The organism is Cocleimonas sp. KMM 6892 (assembly GCF_035798195.1).
In the GTDB taxonomy this organism is placed as follows: domain Bacteria; phylum Pseudomonadota; class Gammaproteobacteria; order Thiotrichales; family Thiotrichaceae; genus Cocleimonas; species Cocleimonas flava.
Genome location: NZ_JAPFBV010000001.1, coordinates 145,903 through 162,099 on the forward strand (window position 1 = coordinate 145,903; position 16,197 = coordinate 162,099).

The window sequence follows — 16,197 nt, forward strand, 5'->3', positions numbered from 1 at the left end:
CGCATCTGATCCAGGATTAATTAACGAAACAAAGAAACCGGTACAACCGACAATAATCCTCTGACATTTAAATAGCCTGCAATACTTACAAGCACAGCCCCTAAAGCAGTCCCGAGAATGATCAATCCTAAATTGAACTGCGGCGTTAATTCAAATAATTGATAAGCCGCCACGTTACCAGCAATCAATGCAAGCACCGCAGCGAGAAATCCTGCCAAACCGCCAATCATGGCAAATTCAAGAATAAGGTTGCGACGTAAATACGCTCTATTCGCACCTAGTGATTTTAGTATTGCCAGTTCTTTTCTTCTTAGTGCTTTTTGTGACTGTAAGGCTGCGAATAGAACCACTACACCTGCGACTAACGTAAACAGAAATATTCCCTGCACCGCGAAAGCCGCTTTATTAATCAAATCACGAACCTGAGTAAGAATTGCGCTGATATCAATATCCGTCACACTAGGGAATTTCTTGATTAGATTAGGTAATACTTCAGGTTTACTTTCATCGAGATAAATACTGGTGATAAATGTTTTCGGGTAATTATCAAAAGCCTGTGGAGCCGCCAATACGAAAAAATTCGGTTTCATGCTATCCCATTGAACGGTTCGCATACTGGTAATGGTTTCGACAATGCGCTGACCTGCGATATCAAAGGTCAGTTTATCCCCCATTTTCACACCTAGATTATCAGCGATACCTTGCTCCATAGAAAAACCGGACTGCGCGCCTTTCTCGAACCATTTACCCGCAGTTATCATATTACCTTCGGGCATTTCTGCGCTTGCCGATAAATTAAATTCACGGGTTAATAAACGTTGCGCACGTTGGTTCTCTGCATATTTCGCATCATCTGGCGATATTGCTTTGTCGTTCACTTCCACTAAACGGCCGCGCACCATTGGGTATATGGGTGCTTCGGTATTATCTTTAGCGAGCAATTCTTTTAAGGGCTGAACTTCATTCGGTTGAATATTAATCAGAAAATGATTAGGCGCACCCTCAGGAAGACTCGCTTGCCAACGATCAATCAGATCACTACGTAAGGTAGTTAATAACAATAAACTAAATAAGCCCACGCCAAAAACGACCACCATCAACGCCATGCGACGATTGGCCTTGGGCAGATGCCAGCGTTCACCTAGTTTACGAATCAGTTTTAGCAACAATAAAGCGCACACCCAAAAAACGGCTAACGCAATCATCACTGCTACCAGCAAGTACAAACTCAATTTGATATCGGCCGTTTGTAACCACATCAAACCGAGGACAGATAAAGACAAACTTATAAAAGGCAACAATAATGGCGCTTTTGACGCGCTACTCGCTCGTTGAAGTATTTGCACAGGCGCTGTTTTAACCAGCTGCAAAAGATGAGGAGCAGAAAAACCAATTACCAATACTTGTGCAGTCAGCAACCCTACCCAAACGGGCATCCAGCCTGTACCAGGCAATTCCTGACCGATAAAGTCCTGTAAATAACTGGCGAGAAAGAACTGGATAAAGAAGCCCAGTATGGATCCAACAATTCCAGCAATAAGAGCCACAATCAATAACTGGGATAAATAGTGTTTTGTCACCTGCCAGCGAGATGCGCCCATTGTTTTAAGCACCGCAACCGCTGATGTTTCGTGTCTGGTCAGGCTGTAACTGCTTAGCGCTATACCAGCACCGGCTAAAATTACAGCCAGTAATGCCGCCATTTTCAGAAAACGTTGCCCTCGTTGTAGGGCTTGCTGGATGGCTGGCATGCCGTCTTCTAGCGTTCGGATTTTCTCGCTTCGCGTTAATCGTGGTTTCAACCAACTTCGAAAAGAATCGATTTGTGCTTCATTACCAGCAAATAAAAAACTGTAATTCGCACGACTTGCCGCGGTTAAAAGCCCGGTTTCAGGAAGTTGTGCCAAAGGCATGATCAATGTAGGTGCAAACTGAAAGGCATTACTCGCCTGATCCGGCATCTTATTAATGATTTTCGCCAGTACCTTCTGGCTTTTGCCTAGCTGTACTGAATCTCCTGCACCTGTTCCCAATGAAACAAACAATCTGTTATCCGCAATGATTTCATTATCAGACAAGGTATCAATGCGAGTTGCTTTAGTCACCCCCCCACTTACAGCGCTTGTTTCTATTTCTCCGTGTAACGGATATTTATCCGATACGGCTTTAACCTGGGCTAATTGAAATTTCTCGCCGCGCGACACCATGCTACGAAAAGAAACCGTAATGGCTGTACTCAAGCCTCTTTTTTCGGCTTCTTCTATATAAGAATCATCAATCGGACGAGTCGATACAATCACCATGTCGCCACCCAGTAATTGCGTAGCCTGAACATTCATCGCACGATCTGCACGATCCGTAAAAAAACCGACAGATGTAACAGCAACAACCGCTACCAGTAATGCCAAAAACAATAAGCGGGTTTCTGCGAGACGCCAGAAACGTTTAGTCTGAATCAAAAACTGTTGAAGTAGAGAAATCATTTCTGTGCTGTTATCCGCTATTATTTTTTGTCATGACAACTGTCATAACGTTGTGTTTTAAGTGATGTTGTAATTAGTAAGTTGTAATTGATAAATATATAGTTACAAGGTTGCAAACGTTCATTGTTAAAAGGCTATATAGCCAAAACACCGTTCACCAATTTGTAATGTGTCTGGCATTTTTCAGCCAAATCATCATCATGTGTAACCAGCACGAGTGTTGTATTGCTTTCTTTTTGCATCGCAAACAGCAGCTCGATAATTTCATCACCCGTATTACTATCTAGGTTACCCGTTGGCTCATCGGCAAATAACACCGAAGGTTTGGTGACAAATGCTCTTGCAAGTGCGACGCGTTGTTGCTCACCACCCGATAACTGAGTAGGCAAATGGGTAAGACGCTCACCCAAACCAACTTGATTCAAAGCCTCGCTTGCACGTTGTCGAATCTCGGGGAGTTTCAAACCAGATTGTCTATCCAGCTCTAGTGGCAGCATGACATTTTCAAGCGCGGTTAAATTATCCATCAAGTGAAAGGATTGAAACACAAAGCCCACTTTACTTAAGCGCAACGCTGCTCGCTGATCTTCATCTAGCTCGGTTAGTTCCTTTTTTAACAAACTCACCTTTCCTTCAGAAGGAACATCCAACCCTGCCAACAAGCCCAAAAGTGTCGTTTTTCCCGACCCGGAAGTTCCCGTAATCGCGACCGATTCGCCCTGTTCTACAACTAACGAAATGTTGTTTAAGATGTGTAATTTTTCACCCGTTGAAACCGGTAAGCTTTTACTTAAATTTTGTGATTCAATTACAATAGAATTATTTGACATTAATATGGTCATAAGGATTGGATAATAAGAGTATTAACTATGGGTTTCACATTGAAAGTTTTCAAGCTAGCACGACGTTCTTTTCTATTAATGACTATTATGCTTTTCAGCAGTGCCTTTAGCAGCACTGCTTTGGCTGATCAAAAAATTCTTGTTTGGGGGGATAGCCTCAGTGCGGCTTATGGAATACCTCGAGAACAAGGCTGGGTAAATCTCATGAGAAATGAGCTCGGCGAAAAAATAGAAGTCATCAATGGCAGTATTAGTGGCGAGACCACCCAGGGTGGAAGAACGCGATTACCTAAAGCATTAGAAGATCATCAACCTAATTATGTGGTTCTCGAATTGGGGGCCAACGACGGTTTAAGGGGCATTCCTCCTGATGTCACTAAAACTAATTTAGACACAATGATTCAAGAAGCGCAGAAGGCGAATGCAAAGGTGATTTTATTCGGGATGAAGATTCCACCCAATTATGGTGTTGCCTATTCAGAAAAGTTTGAGGCGGTTTTTGCAGATTTAGCTAAAAAATATGATCTTCCCTTTATTCCCTTTTTTATGGAAGACATTGCGCAGAATTTTGATTATTTACAGGCAGATGAATTGCACCCTACCGCTTCAGCTCAACCTTTATTGCTGAAAAAAATACTACCGACCATCAAAAAAGAACTCTCCTCAAGTTAATAGCCTTAACACTTCAGAGCAACAACTAGCGCAACAAACTAGAGAAACAAATTAAAGAAATAAGTAACACAAGTAAAAACGCTCAGGCATAAAAAAACCCACTCAAAAAATCTGAGTGGGTTTTGTACGCTTCAGATTTTTACTGAGGTGGTACAGTAGTTAAACCCAAAGTTACCCAGGATTGCATACCACCGCGATACCACTTAATTTTTTCCGCAGGGTAGCCTTTCTTAACCAGTGATCTGATGTTCACGGTAGATTGATGACACCATGAGCCGTTACAGAACATGACTAATGTTTTAGCATCACTGAAATCCAGTTTATCGTCATCACCTTTTACGCCAAAACGCTCTCTCATCACATCATTTGCTGAAGGCGCATCTTCTGAATCTTCCCATGCGCCGTTGCCAGCAACACTTAACTTTGTCCATGGAATATTGACAGAACCGGGGATAGTGCCACGCGCTACCCAGTCGTTAGTTCTAGAATCAATAACAATAACTGAGTTATCGGTAGACGCTTGTTTTAAATAATCCAGCATTTCCAGTTCAGCAATTGTTTCAACACCGGGTGCTGCAACACTTGGCTGAATGCAAAATGGAGGGCAAGAACGTGAAGTTTTAGCATAAAGCTTAGGGATTGTATGTCCCTTATCCTGATCTCTTTGAATGGTAATTCTATCGCCCATGTGAACCACATTTACTGAATCTAGTGTTGGCGAGATTTTTACATTCATAGAATCATCAGCTACTGCTGAAACTGAGATTAGAGAAGCCATGAGACCTCCCACTAATAGTGAAACTGCTTTGATTTTCATATCGAACCACCTATGTATTTAATTAATTATATTACTATGTACTAATATATAATAACGAGAGCATGAAATAATTGATGGAGATCAAGTAACTAAATTTAATCTAGCCGACGAAATAAGTGAGAATGCAAGCCTTCATATTCAAGCAAAAAACATCTGTGATCAGAGGCAACGTTAGAGTTCGAAAGTTTTCTCTGCTTGGCTAATGGGACAAATGAATGATAACCGAACTGCGCTCAACTGAAGATCTTCAGGCTCTTTGTCATTGCTATTGAGAATGTCAGTATCACTATCAGATTTAGACGCCGGATTCGTTGCCGATCCATATAATCTGTCTCCGACCACAGGAAATCCCAAACCCGAAAGGTGTTTTCTTATTTGATGTTTTCGTCCTGTTTCGATATTCACCGCTAATAAAGTTCGGTTAGCGTTTTCATCAAAGGACAAAACCGTGACATGAGAAATTGATTTTTTACCATCCAGTTCATCATCGATGGTGATAGAACCATTTTCAGCCACATCTGCAAAGCGTCCTTCAACCAATACCTGATAGACTTTAGTAATTTGTCTTTGCTCGAACATACGACCAAATTGAGCAGCTACTTTCTTTTTATGCGCGAGAATAATAAGGCCATTGGCGGCGCGGTCGAGACGATGAACAACAAATGCGACACGCTCAGGAACCAGTGTCTTTTCTGCCCAGCGTTGAATCGTGCAGTGATCACCCCATTTGGAACCTTGTGAGAACATTCCAGACGGTTTATTCCAAACGCTATAATCACCTTCATCACTTATCAGTGAGGCTGATTGAGGACTTTGTTGAAGAATAGTTTCATCGTAATAAAAATGCAGCACATTCCCTGTCGTTACTCTTTTTTTAGCGCGGCGAAGTCGTGACACAGGTTGTTTTTTTTGCTCTAACCATACACAGCCCTGTTGCATCACAGTCTTGATTTTTTGGCGAGAAAGACCTGATGCATCAGCAAGATAATCCACTGCTGTTTTATCGTCAGTAATAATCTCAATATGAAATTCTTGTTTTTGATTATCGGTTTGGGTCATTTGAGATCTAATCTGTATTTTATGAGTATTTTATTAATCTTTATCTGAAGAGAATTGCTTTCATAAGCATCATAATACACCCCCCTACTTTGGGGCGTTTTTTTATTGATAACTATTTATTAAAACCCTTTTATTGATTTCACTGTCTAAGCACATCAATTATCGCGACAAATGAGATCGAATTAAAAAGCTTTAATGCTCTGACAATTCCAGCAATCAGTAAATTGTGAGCTATGTTGCTCGCCGCAATTTTCACAAACCCAATTTTCATCTGGATTTGCAGGTTTCAACGCTTCTTGAACGAGCTCTTTTGCCCAGTCTTCTTTTAGGGAATCTTTCACCCAGAGCTCAGGCCAACATACTGTTAAAGGCACCTCACCCGCGAGCGAAGAAAGACGATCATTTTTTATTACACAGTCTATTCCCGCTGCATCCAGTATGTTTTTTAGATGATACAGAAAAACCACATTTTCAGACGTATGTACAAGTTTCAAATCATTAACCTTTTTATATGCGTTTTTGTAATCATTTTAACGCATTGTTTCGGATATTATCGTAGATCTTTCTTATATCTCTGACGATAAAATCTACGCACTTGATCGCATAATTGTGTTTATTTAAATTTATTAATCTCACATTCAGACAAACTAGCCTATAGTTTGCGCATAAACTATTTGACAATCACATAAGATATGTTTGATAAATGATAACTCTCATAATACTAACGATAAGGAGTAAAAATAAATAATGGATGGCCAAAGGTATCGCATCGTCGCGATCGGTGATAAATCACCCAAAATGCTATCCGAATTCTGCAATGAGTTATTAGGATGCAACTGCGAAATCCAGAGTATTTCATCACTTAGATTAGGGCACAGTTTTGTTGTCGTAGTAATGGTTGATGCGTATATCGGTGAATCTGACATTGAAAAATGTCTCTTAGGCGTTGTAGAAAACTACGACCTTAAATTAAACATAGATACTTGCACTCGCAAAACCTATAAATTTCAAAAATCAGATGTATTTATGCGCGTTAAAGGAATCAATACAACCGGTATTAAAGAAGCCGTTATTTCAAAACTAACAGCCGGTGGATTGGATATCCACGGATTAGAATCCGATATCTATCGAAAAGATGAAAAGAATATTTTTGTTATCAATGTTAAGGGTCACGCATCGTCTGAAGGCTTTGATAACTTAACGAAGCTTGCTGCAGAACTGCAGGAAGAAAATCTGGAAGTGGCCATTTCAAATGAATGGAAACTACTGATTTAAGATTTACAGCTCCCCTCCCCCGACGTAACGATTTCTAATCGTTATTTTTAGAAAGATAATAACTGCCAGGTTAACCTATTTCCCGGCAGTTATTATCAATCTTTAAACGCTTAAAAAAGCGCTTAAAAAATCGAATCAGTAACCTTATTTCTTAACGTCACCCTTCAATCTGATGCCTTCAACAGAAAGAATCATTTCTACATCCGCTGATTTAGGACCTAGATTTTTTTCGATACCAAAATCAGCCATTTTGAAAGTTGTACGACCTTCAAAACCAGCGCGGTAACCACCCCATGGATCTTCACCTTCGCCGATTTTCTCAACAGCAATTGACACTGGCTTAGTCACACCGTGAAGGGTTAAATCACCTTTCAAAGTCTTGCCGTCAAAACTGGTGCTTTCAAACGTCGCTTCTGGAAATTTATCTACATCAAGGAAATCATCACCACGAAGGTGCTTATCACGCTCTGCATGATTAGTATCCACACTGCTGGTATCAATTTTAACAGACACTTTTGCTTTTTCTGGTTCTGCTGCATCGTAGCTAAACGTGCCATCAAAATCATTGAAACGACCGTATAACCAGCTATAACCTAAATGCTGCACTCTGAATTGTACAAACTGATGTGCGCCTTTTTTATCGAATGCATAATCAGCAGCTTGCGCAGATAGAGTGCCTGCCAGTAAACCCAGTGCTAAAAATGATGTTGCCATTGTTTTTAATTTCATACTTTCTTCCTTCCTTTCTTTGTAAATAAATAATGATTAAATTTTCTACTTCTGTCTCTAATAAAACGGGTGTAAATTAATTTATTGTTTTTAGGCGTGTTTCGATTATTAAGCTTTGAGACCTAACATTCTCTTTAACGTTCGATCTTTCATAAAATAATGATGAACCAGTGCGGCAATGGCATGAACACCCACTAATATAATAAATGCTAAACCTAAGTATTCATGTACTGTGCCGGCCAATTCACCACGATCTTTACTGTCTGCCAACAGTGCAGGCACATTAAATAGACCAAAAACTTCGACCCCCTGACCTTTAGCGGTTGAAATTAAATAGCCACTGACCACCAGCACAAATACCATTAAATAGAAAAAGTAATGTGTCAGCGAAGCCAGCATATTCATCATGGTGCTTTTGACATCTAGATACCGTGGTTTGGCTTGAACCACATTCCACAGCAAACGCGCCAACATTAATAGACCAATGATGACGCCAACACTTTTGTGAATATACGGTGCATCCTTATACCACTTGTCGTAATAGTCCAAATCGACCATCCAGTCACCGACAAAATACATAGCGATAAGCGCTATAGCCATGAGCCAGTGAAGAGTGATCGATACCCAACCAAAACTTTCTTTGGTATTTGTTATTCCTGCCATTTATTTAATCGCCTGCTGTTTGTATACGTGTTTATTTAGTGTCTATTTAAAATCGGTTATTTCTAAAATCATCAAACGCTTGCCTGACTTCGTCCTGAGTATTCATTACAAAAGGACCACCTCGCGCGACTTTTTCATTCAACGGTCTGGCTGAAATAACAAGAAATCTGGCCGATTCAGTTTTGGTTTTGACCATAATCTTTTCGCCTGGTTCTAATATTCCCAATGTTTTTGCAGGCAAAAGCTGTTGCTGCAAACCGACCTCGATTTCACCGTCGATAACATACACCAGGGTATTATCCTGCGTATCTACTATTTGTTGATAATTATCGTAATTTACTAACGACACATCCATAAATAGCGGGCTGACATAGTCGTTTTTAACCGGGCCTGTCGTACCTTTTTCTGTGATGCCTGCAACAACCCGAATGGTAGTGCCATCTTCCCAGGTTTCCAACGGTACTTCTGACGCTGAAAACTCCTGATAGGCAGGCGATGTCATTTTATCTTCTGCCGGCAAGTTCACCCAAAGCTGAAAGCCTTGCAGCATGCCGTTCTCCTGCTCTGGCATTTCTGAATGAACAATACCTTTGCCCGCAGTCATCCATTGCACACCACCAGATTCGATCACACCTTCATTACCTGCGTTATCTTTATGGCGCATTTTGCCTTCCAGTAAATACGTGACTGTTTCAAAACCACGATGTGGGTGCGGGGGAAATCCGCCGATATAATCATTGGGTTCATCAGAGCCAAAGGCATCAAGCAGTAAGAATGGATCAACCATATCAAGCTCAGCTGTGCCGACGAGTCGAACCATCGACACACCATCACCATCGGTTGTTTTAAATCCTGCACTGGAACTTACTAATTCTTTTACAGAATTTTTATTACTCACAATAGTCATATTCAATTCCTCAAAATATTCAGTTTTCGACATGCAGTGTTCCAACCACATAAACATCATATATATTCATTAAAAAAGAATAAATATCGAATACCGCAAAACATTGTTCACATTATTAGATCAATTGAGGTTTTTATGATTAATCTCTTCGATAATTAGAACTATGCCACCCCCCTACTTATAGCGACTTTTTAAGATGCTTATTGCATGCTTATTTATTGTTATCCAATTATCGCTTACCCATTTATCACTTATCCATTTATCGCTCAGCTGGTAATGAAAAAAGTCTTGACCTCAAGTTAACTTGAGCTTGTATCATAATCATATAAACACCAGATTAATCCAATAAAAGCGATGACAGCGTCATCTAACTGAAGGAGTTTCAAATGGAAGCAGATTTTTGGCACGAAAGATGGAGTAAGAACGAAATTGGATTTCATGAGAATGAAGTGAATCCACTCTTAGTGAAACACATCAAGGATTTAAATCTATCAGAAGGCAGTCGTATTTTTTTGCCGTTGTGCGGAAAAACCAGAGACATCGCCTGGTTACACAGCAAAGGATACAAAGTAGTTGGCATCGAACTAAGCGAGCATGCCGTCAAACAACTGTTCACAGAATTATTAGGCGATGAAAAACTGCAACCTGAAGTGACGCAAATAGATCAGCACACGTTATATACGTTTGAAAATATCGAAGTATACGTCGGTGACTTTTTCAAGTTAAGCAAACAGCAACTGGGAAAAATTGATGCGGTTTATGATCGCGCCTCTCTGGTTGCACTGCCCGACACTATGCGCACGCAATATGCTCAGCATCTATTAGAAATTACCCAAGGCGTGTCACAACTCTTGATTACCCTCGAATATGATCAAAGCGTGATTAAAGGTCCTCCGTTTTCCATCTCTGATGCGATGATTAAAAACTATTACCAGAATGATTTTAATATCACTGAATTAGAAAGGATCTCAGAGAAACTGAAAGGAAAAGTCGACGCCGACAATGTGGTTTGGCAATTGCTTTCTAAAAGATAACGATTGTAGAAACATTGTAGAAACTATCGTTATTTCAGAAAAGCCCGGCATAAAGTTGCCGGGCTTTTTGTTAATCTTCTCAGCTAAAACTTAACGTAAAGCCATCACGACCAATATTTCATTGCTTATAAACAACGTGTCTATTTTTAAGGATTTCTTTCTTCATAAAAAACTTTCTGTTCTTCGTAGATCGGCTCCATATTTAGCTGATAAAACCCCAAGCCTCCGTTACGTATTTCGAATTCCTTTATAGCCCCAACCTCAAACTGCGCCCAATATTCTGAGGATGCCAAATCAAACTTTAGTGTAGGAACTTGTTCATCACTGGGAAGATTTTTCCGTTGTGGCTGCCACATCACGGTATCTGTCTTCGTATAAGAAAACCGTTGCAATCCTTCTGTATCAGTCCATTCATTGACCCTTAGCAATAAGGGATACATCACTGCCGCGGTTGAAAGCCCCATAAACACAGCAAAGATTACTTTTTCAGCCAGCGTGAACTTTGTTTTACTTAGCAGTAGATAACTCAAAATCACAGCTATGAAACCAGCTACTATCATGTACAGATAAGGAGGAGCACCAGCGTAAAACTCAGATAAGGTAAAATAAACCTCTGTGATGAAATAGAATAAAGCGAAGAAAACAAAGCCAGCCATCGCTATGGAAACCGGACTCGAATTGATATCAGTTCCGAGCGAATTCTCCGTTAAACCGGATTGATATTTACCATCAGCAGATCTTTTTATTTTTAACAAACCCTTAGCTTCAAATACCTTAACTAAGGCGCTTTCTTCGTACATATCCGCAATATCATGACCGAATTTGAATAACGGCTTTTTGACTTGCTGTGTGGGGTCTACCCATTGCGACGGTAACACTTTGATTGTTTTATTTAATAACTTTACATTCAATGGCAGTAGTATCGTATTTTTTGCGATGACCGATTGCACTGGCTCTACAACCTGAATTTCTGTCCATGAGATTCGCCAATCTGGATGAAAACGTTTCAACATATCAGGCAAACCGCTTTGATGTGATATACCAAACTCGTCAATTTCGAGCGTTGATTTATTCATAAACTGTTGATGAAAATAAAAGAATATCGACCAAATGAAAGGGATGTAGACAAATGAATGGGTAAAGAAGTCATCCGTTTTTATGAAGGTGTAAAGAACGACAAGTGATACAAAGGTAGATAAAATAAGAAACAGTTGAAGCCAGAATTGCCAGCCCTGAAAAGCCTGAAATCCGCGACGCCTTAAGATAAGTAGATTATTCATTCTATCATTTTTATTTTTAATGAAGCCTAAGCTTATATCAACTTATTTGTCTGATCACTCATAAGCCGATAACAGGAGTTCTCATTTAATCTTGTTTTATTGGCACCCCCCAACTTACAGGCACTTTTTTTACATAAAGTCGTCACTTACAAATCTCCAGATTCGAACTTACAAAGTCGCGTTATCCCTTGTCTTTCTCCCAAGCTTTGACCAAATGACAATTTTCACAGATCAACGCAAAAAATTTACAAAAATTGACAATAAGTTACATTTTTGTTCCCAAGTTGAGGCGTATCATATTTTCAACGACGTGCATCTATTGTGCTTTCGTCGTTAAAACCTCCGTCACCACACGTATTAAAACCATGAAATGGCACACTCTCAGTTCTAATGAAACGCTGATAATGAAGGGTATCGCGATCCTTATGATAGCGATGCATAACTTTATGCACTTGTTTCCTTTTCCCAAAGAAAACGAATTTGATTTTTCATTCGAGCGCACGTCCAGTATGTTGAATTTGTTATGGACAGAGCCTGAAAACAGCATACGCGTTTTGGCATCATTCTTCGGTCATTTTGGGGTTGAGGTTTTTGTCTTGCTCAGCGCTTATGGATTAACCAAAAAACACCTAAAACACCCACTGATTTACTGGCAGTTTATTGGCGAAAGAATCTTCAAAATATTCCCTGCTTTTATTATCGCCATTGTTATCTGGATGGCTCTGGAAGGTTTCTACTCGCATGGAATTTTCGGCCCTTTTAAAATGCTCTCGATGCATTATCAAGAGATTCTGTTAAAACTCACGTTGCTGTCGAATTTCATTCCCGATAAAGCACTGGAACCGATTGGCCCGTGGTGGTTCATCCCTTTTATATTCCAGTTTTACTTTGTCTTTCCGTTTTTATTAAAACTCCATGAACGCTGGCAAGAGATAGGACTAATTGCGCTTTCAGCATTTTGTCTGGTGTTTACCGACACCGTTGAAGGGCATCTGTACGGTGTTAACTTGTACTACACAATCGTGCCCTATATACCGGTATTCGCGCTGGGCCTCTGTCTGGCTAAAAAAGACACATTGATCAGCGAAATACACATTCCAAAATCATTTGTCGCTCTTGCTTTGGTCATTTTTATACTGGGAAATATCTATCAGCACTTATGGGTGTTGAGTAATATTAGTTTTATCCTGCTATTTCTGGTGTTGATGAATATTGTCATCCCTAAAATAAAAGGGAGTCTCCACCGCCTGTTAATTTTCACCGGTCAGATTTCAATGGGACTGTTTCTCGTCAACGGTTTTTTACGCTTTCCCATGGTGCGTTGGGCAATTGAAAAGGATAACTGGTTGTATACCTTATTCTTATGTTTTGTGTTCCTCGCAATATCTTACATCATGGCAGTCGTAGTTATTCGTTTAGAACGCTTACTGACCTCTACATTAAAAGCAAACCAATATAAACAAAAGCACAGTATATAAATTGCCACCCCCCTACTTTGGGGGCTTTTTTTATTAACGTATATTTGAGAATTCTTTTTAACTTGTACACTCAGGGTCATAGTTAAACGCACTCCGTTTAAAACCATTTCATTCTGAAACTGTCTGTGTTTTTATTAAGCCTATTAGACTTAATTATTTTAAATAAGCACTTTAGAGAAAAATGTGATGAACGCACCAACAAAACAAAAACAAGTGATTGGATTGATCGGCTGGATACTTTTATCCTTTGCTGCCTCAGCTGCTGGCGCGATAGCATCGATACAGGCCAAAACATTCTACGGAAAACTCACCCAACCCGAATGGGCACCACCAGGCTGGTTGTTTGGTCCCGTTTGGAGCGCACTATTCCTGATGATGGCAATTGCCGCGTGGCTAGTCTGGCGCGATGGTAGTTTTAGTAAACACCGGGGCGCACTCACCTTATTTATTTTACAGTTGATACCCAATGTACTCTGGAGTTGGTTGTTCTTCGCCTGGAATCGCGGCGCAATGGCTTTCGCTGACATCATATTGTTGTGGATATTGATTGCCGCTACCGTCATCAGCTTCTGGCGCATCAATCGTATCGCGGGAGCATTGTTGATGCCGTATTTACTCTGGGTAAGCTTCGCTGCATTTCTTAACTATTCGGTTTGGCAGTTGAATCCGGCCATATTAGGCTAGCTTGTCACAAGCGTTTAATTTTAATAAACAGAAGGAATACCACCTCTTATCGAAAAAAACATAAAACACCGACATCTCTGCTAGTATTAACAAGATAAATAGTTTGCACATAAAATAAAAATAATGACTTTAATATCCGCGTTTTTACATAGATATATTCTATCTTTGGGTTTTGCCGTTATCATTATCTTAATGATATGCACTACTTTATTTACTTCTTCGCTTATCGGAAAAACTCGTGCCACAATTTTACAAAACCAGAGTCAGATAAATGAAAGAAATAAAGTGCTTGATGTTATGGCAAGTGCAAATCTGGAACGTTCCCACACTATTTTTAAATTAGCGCAAAGTAGAGACACTGCGGACATCAACGTTTATATCAAAGAACTCTATAAACAGTCTGTGAGATTTAATGAAGCGAGGAAAGAATATAACTCTCTAAAACCTTCTGAAGCAGAACGAGAATTACTGTCCTTACAGGCGGTTATGACCATCCAGAATATTTTAAAAATCAATGAAGTTATCGATAACCTCATGATTAAAGACTTTAAAAAAGCAACCGATCTTGTTAATCAGGAGGTATTACCTAGAAACAAGCATGTAATATCACTGATTGAAAAATTACATACCGCTTCAAATAATAATGCTCACGCTAATTTAGAAAAGTCCAGGTTTCTGACTAAAAGCACATACCAGAAAATTTTAGCCATTCAATTTATTAGTATTATCTTAATCTTTCTATTTTTGTATTATCTAGGTAGAAAACAACGAAAAAATGATGAGAATTTATCGAATTTGGCCAATACCGACACTTTAACGGCATTGCCTAATCGCGCCAGTTTTATAAAAAATATAAACCAGACAATCTCTGAATCTGACCATTTAGGCGCCACATTTTCAATTGTATTTTTAGACATTGATTACTTTAAAAGCATCAATGATATTTACGGCCATGAAGTCGGCGATGAAGTCCTGAAACTATTCTCTGCGACGATTAAAAACCAGATTGCACCCAATGATGTTATAGCGCGTTTTGGTGGCGATGAATTCGTATTAATACTAAAAAATACAGCCAATGAGAATCATGCCAGTGATCTGATTAAAAACTTATCGAATGCACTTGATACCTCTTTTCACATTAACAACAATGAGGTGTTTATCAGCGCCAGCATTGGCGCCAGTGCTTACCCGAAAGATGGATCCAACGCCAAACAGCTGCTAAAAAATGCGGATATAGCCATGTATACGGCTAAAAATGCCGGACGCAACTGCTATCAATTCTACTCGCTAAAAAATAGCCAGAAACTAGAATACGAACATGCACTCAGCCATGCTTTACAAACGATCTTAAAAAACAACAACCGTGATAAAAATTTCCAGCTGGTTTACCAACCACTCGTGAACATTGATGATAATGACTTTAATGAGTGTGAAGCGTTGATTCGCTGGAAAGATAAAAACGGCAACAATGTTAACACCTCTGAATTCATTCAAATTGCAGAAAAAAGTAACCTGATTGAAAAAGTGAATTTATTTGTAATTGAAGAAGCCTGCCGACAACAAGCGGAATGGCAAAAACAAGGCATCAAAAATATTCGAATTAATATCAACCTTTCTGGCAACAAACGAATTTTTGAAAAACTTTTTGAAAGCCTTGCTGAAAATGTATCTCGTTACAATCTGGACCCTAAGCTTTTCGGTATAGAGTTGACAGAAAGAACCATGTACGAGATCTCAGAAAAAAGCATTGTGAATCTCACACACTTCCGTGATCTTGGAATGAAAATAGCGATAGATGATTTTGGTACCGGATATTCATCGTTGAGTTATTTAAAAGATTTGCCCATAACCTCACTAAAGATCGATCGCAAATTTACCGCTGGCTTACCGACAGAGAAGGTAGACATTGCACTGGTAAAATCGATTATTACTCTGGCGCACTCGCTAGATTATGATGTCATCGCCGAAGGTGTTGAAACACAAGCACAGTTTGATTTCTTGAAAAGCTATAAATGTAATATTGCCCAAGGCTATCTGTTGCATCGCCCGCTGAGTTCCGAAGCAATATCAGAACTCAAATTAGCGGCTTAACCCAATTATTATCATCGTATTTAGCTATTCTAGTTACTGATAGATTCAAATAATCTTTAAAGCCACCCCCTACTTTGGAGGCTTTTTTTAAATAGTGATTAAATGAATCATCACTCCCAAATTAAATCCATGTTCTAATCTTCCAGGCTTGCCTGGGTTTTACCTATTTCCTATGATCCCACA

Annotated in this window: 15 protein-coding genes; 6 read left to right on the forward strand and 9 right to left on the reverse strand. The window is 39.6% G+C overall.

The genetic code is table 11. From position 1 onward, the window contains the following. Nucleotides 1-20: 20 nt before the first annotated feature. Together OO007_RS00745 and OO007_RS00750 are read right to left on the reverse strand one after the other, a co-directional pair. Complete coding sequence (locus tag OO007_RS00745; protein WP_325807281.1) at nucleotides 21-2,483, reverse strand: ABC transporter permease; 2,463 nt, start codon at nucleotides 2,481-2,483, stop codon at nucleotides 21-23. A gap of 134 nt (nucleotides 2,484-2,617) precedes the next feature. After that, nucleotides 2,618-3,313 carry an ABC transporter ATP-binding protein gene (locus tag OO007_RS00750; RefSeq protein WP_325807282.1) on the reverse strand — a complete coding sequence of 232 codons (696 nt, stop codon included), beginning with the start codon at nucleotides 3,311-3,313 and terminating at the stop codon, nucleotides 2,618-2,620. A 39-nt stretch (nucleotides 3,314-3,352) separates the two neighbouring features. Between OO007_RS00750 and OO007_RS00755 the strand changes: the two genes are divergently transcribed. Next, nucleotides 3,353-3,997 carry an arylesterase gene (locus tag OO007_RS00755; protein WP_325807283.1) on the forward strand — a complete coding sequence of 215 codons (645 nt, stop codon included), beginning with the start codon at nucleotides 3,353-3,355 and terminating at the stop codon, nucleotides 3,995-3,997. A gap of 139 nt (nucleotides 3,998-4,136) precedes the next feature. Here the strand turns inward: OO007_RS00755 and OO007_RS00760 are convergent, their stop codons facing one another. The 3 genes from OO007_RS00760 to OO007_RS00770 all read right to left on the reverse strand — a co-directional run bounded on the left by OO007_RS00760 (nucleotide 4,137) and on the right by OO007_RS00770 (nucleotide 6,367). After that, complete coding sequence (locus OO007_RS00760) at nucleotides 4,137-4,775, reverse strand: rhodanese-like domain-containing protein (RefSeq protein WP_325807284.1); 639 nt, start codon at nucleotides 4,773-4,775, stop codon at nucleotides 4,137-4,139. A 210-nt stretch (nucleotides 4,776-4,985) separates the two neighbouring features. Then, a complete protein-coding gene (locus tag OO007_RS00765; RefSeq protein ID WP_325807286.1) occupies nucleotides 4,986-5,873 on the reverse strand; it encodes an RluA family pseudouridine synthase in 888 nt (295 codons plus the stop codon). Nucleotides 5,874-6,055: 182 nt separating this feature from the next. After that, nucleotides 6,056-6,367 (reverse strand): putative signal transducing protein, encoded by a 312-nt coding sequence (locus tag OO007_RS00770; protein ID WP_165874589.1) that lies wholly within the window; start codon nucleotides 6,365-6,367, stop codon nucleotides 6,056-6,058. Between the two features lie 253 nt (nucleotides 6,368-6,620). Between OO007_RS00770 and OO007_RS00775 the strand changes: the two genes are divergently transcribed. Beyond that, on the forward strand, nucleotides 6,621-7,148 hold the full coding sequence (locus OO007_RS00775; protein WP_325807287.1) for a hypothetical protein: 528 nt from the start codon (nucleotides 6,621-6,623) through the stop codon (nucleotides 7,146-7,148). A gap of 144 nt (nucleotides 7,149-7,292) precedes the next feature. Here OO007_RS00775 and OO007_RS00780 read toward each other — a convergent pair whose 3' ends face one another. The 3 genes from OO007_RS00780 to OO007_RS00790 form a co-directional block, all read right to left on the reverse strand. Beyond that, nucleotides 7,293-7,877, reverse strand: a complete 585-nt coding sequence (locus OO007_RS00780) for a YceI family protein (protein ID WP_442784323.1) — start codon at nucleotides 7,875-7,877, stop codon at nucleotides 7,293-7,295. Between the two features lie 108 nt (nucleotides 7,878-7,985). Continuing rightward, nucleotides 7,986-8,540, reverse strand: coding sequence for a cytochrome b (locus tag OO007_RS00785; RefSeq protein WP_325807289.1), 555 nt, complete (start codon nucleotides 8,538-8,540; stop codon nucleotides 7,986-7,988). 46 nt (nucleotides 8,541-8,586) lie between these two features. After that, nucleotides 8,587-9,480 carry a pirin family protein gene (locus tag OO007_RS00790; RefSeq protein ID WP_325807290.1) on the reverse strand — a complete coding sequence of 298 codons (894 nt, stop codon included), beginning with the start codon at nucleotides 9,478-9,480 and terminating at the stop codon, nucleotides 8,587-8,589. Between the two features lie 353 nt (nucleotides 9,481-9,833). On the opposite strand from OO007_RS00790, the gene tmpT reads away from it, so the two are divergent. Continuing rightward, nucleotides 9,834-10,481: a thiopurine S-methyltransferase gene (tmpT, locus tag OO007_RS00795; protein WP_325807292.1), complete on the forward strand. Its 648-nt coding sequence runs from the start codon at nucleotides 9,834-9,836 to the stop codon at nucleotides 10,479-10,481. 146 nt (nucleotides 10,482-10,627) lie between these two features. Here tmpT and OO007_RS00800 read toward each other — a convergent pair whose 3' ends face one another. Next, entirely contained in the window at nucleotides 10,628-11,761 is a 1,134-nt protein-coding gene (locus OO007_RS00800) for a hypothetical protein (protein WP_325807294.1), read from the reverse strand. Between the two features lie 365 nt (nucleotides 11,762-12,126). Here OO007_RS00800 and OO007_RS00805 point away from each other — a divergent pair, with 365 nt between their 5' ends. From OO007_RS00805 to OO007_RS00815, 3 genes are all read left to right on the forward strand, one after another. After that, a complete protein-coding gene (locus tag OO007_RS00805) occupies nucleotides 12,127-13,239 on the forward strand; it encodes an acyltransferase family protein (protein WP_325807296.1) in 1,113 nt (370 codons plus the stop codon). Between the two features lie 186 nt (nucleotides 13,240-13,425). Beyond that, nucleotides 13,426-13,923 carry a TspO/MBR family protein gene (locus tag OO007_RS00810; protein WP_325807297.1) on the forward strand — a complete coding sequence of 166 codons (498 nt, stop codon included), beginning with the start codon at nucleotides 13,426-13,428 and terminating at the stop codon, nucleotides 13,921-13,923. Between the two features lie 123 nt (nucleotides 13,924-14,046). Continuing rightward, nucleotides 14,047-16,014, forward strand: a complete 1,968-nt coding sequence (locus OO007_RS00815) for a putative bifunctional diguanylate cyclase/phosphodiesterase (protein WP_325807298.1) — start codon at nucleotides 14,047-14,049, stop codon at nucleotides 16,012-16,014. Nucleotides 16,015-16,197: the final 183 nt, after the last annotated feature.

Coding starts and splice junctions, on each gene's coding strand:
- OO007_RS00790 (WP_325807290.1), bottom strand. CDS start 9,480: ATGTCGAAAACTGAATATTTTGAGGAATTGAATATGACTATTGTGAGT.
- OO007_RS00755 (WP_325807283.1), top strand. CDS start 3,353: ATGGGTTTCACATTGAAAGTTTTCAAGCTAGCACGACGTTCTTTTCTA.
- OO007_RS00815 (WP_325807298.1), top strand. CDS start 14,047: ATGACTTTAATATCCGCGTTTTTACATAGATATATTCTATCTTTGGGT.
- OO007_RS00785 (WP_325807289.1), bottom strand. CDS start 8,540: ATGGCAGGAATAACAAATACCAAAGAAAGTTTTGGTTGGGTATCGATC.
- OO007_RS00760 (WP_325807284.1), bottom strand. CDS start 4,775: ATGGCTTCTCTAATCTCAGTTTCAGCAGTAGCTGATGATTCTATGAAT.
- OO007_RS00805 (WP_325807296.1), top strand. CDS start 12,127: ATGAAATGGCACACTCTCAGTTCTAATGAAACGCTGATAATGAAGGGT.
- OO007_RS00745 (WP_325807281.1), bottom strand. CDS start 2,483: ATGATTTCTCTACTTCAACAGTTTTTGATTCAGACTAAACGTTTCTGG.
- OO007_RS00810 (WP_325807297.1), top strand. CDS start 13,426: ATGAACGCACCAACAAAACAAAAACAAGTGATTGGATTGATCGGCTGG.
- OO007_RS00800 (WP_325807294.1), bottom strand. CDS start 11,761: ATGAATAATCTACTTATCTTAAGGCGTCGCGGATTTCAGGCTTTTCAG.
- tmpT (WP_325807292.1), top strand. CDS start 9,834: ATGGAAGCAGATTTTTGGCACGAAAGATGGAGTAAGAACGAAATTGGA.
- OO007_RS00780 (WP_442784323.1), bottom strand. CDS start 7,877: ATGAAATTAAAAACAATGGCAACATCATTTTTAGCACTGGGTTTACTG.
- OO007_RS00765 (WP_325807286.1), bottom strand. CDS start 5,873: ATGACCCAAACCGATAATCAAAAACAAGAATTTCATATTGAGATTATT.
- OO007_RS00775 (WP_325807287.1), top strand. CDS start 6,621: ATGGATGGCCAAAGGTATCGCATCGTCGCGATCGGTGATAAATCACCC.
- OO007_RS00750 (WP_325807282.1), bottom strand. CDS start 3,313: ATGTCAAATAATTCTATTGTAATTGAATCACAAAATTTAAGTAAAAGC.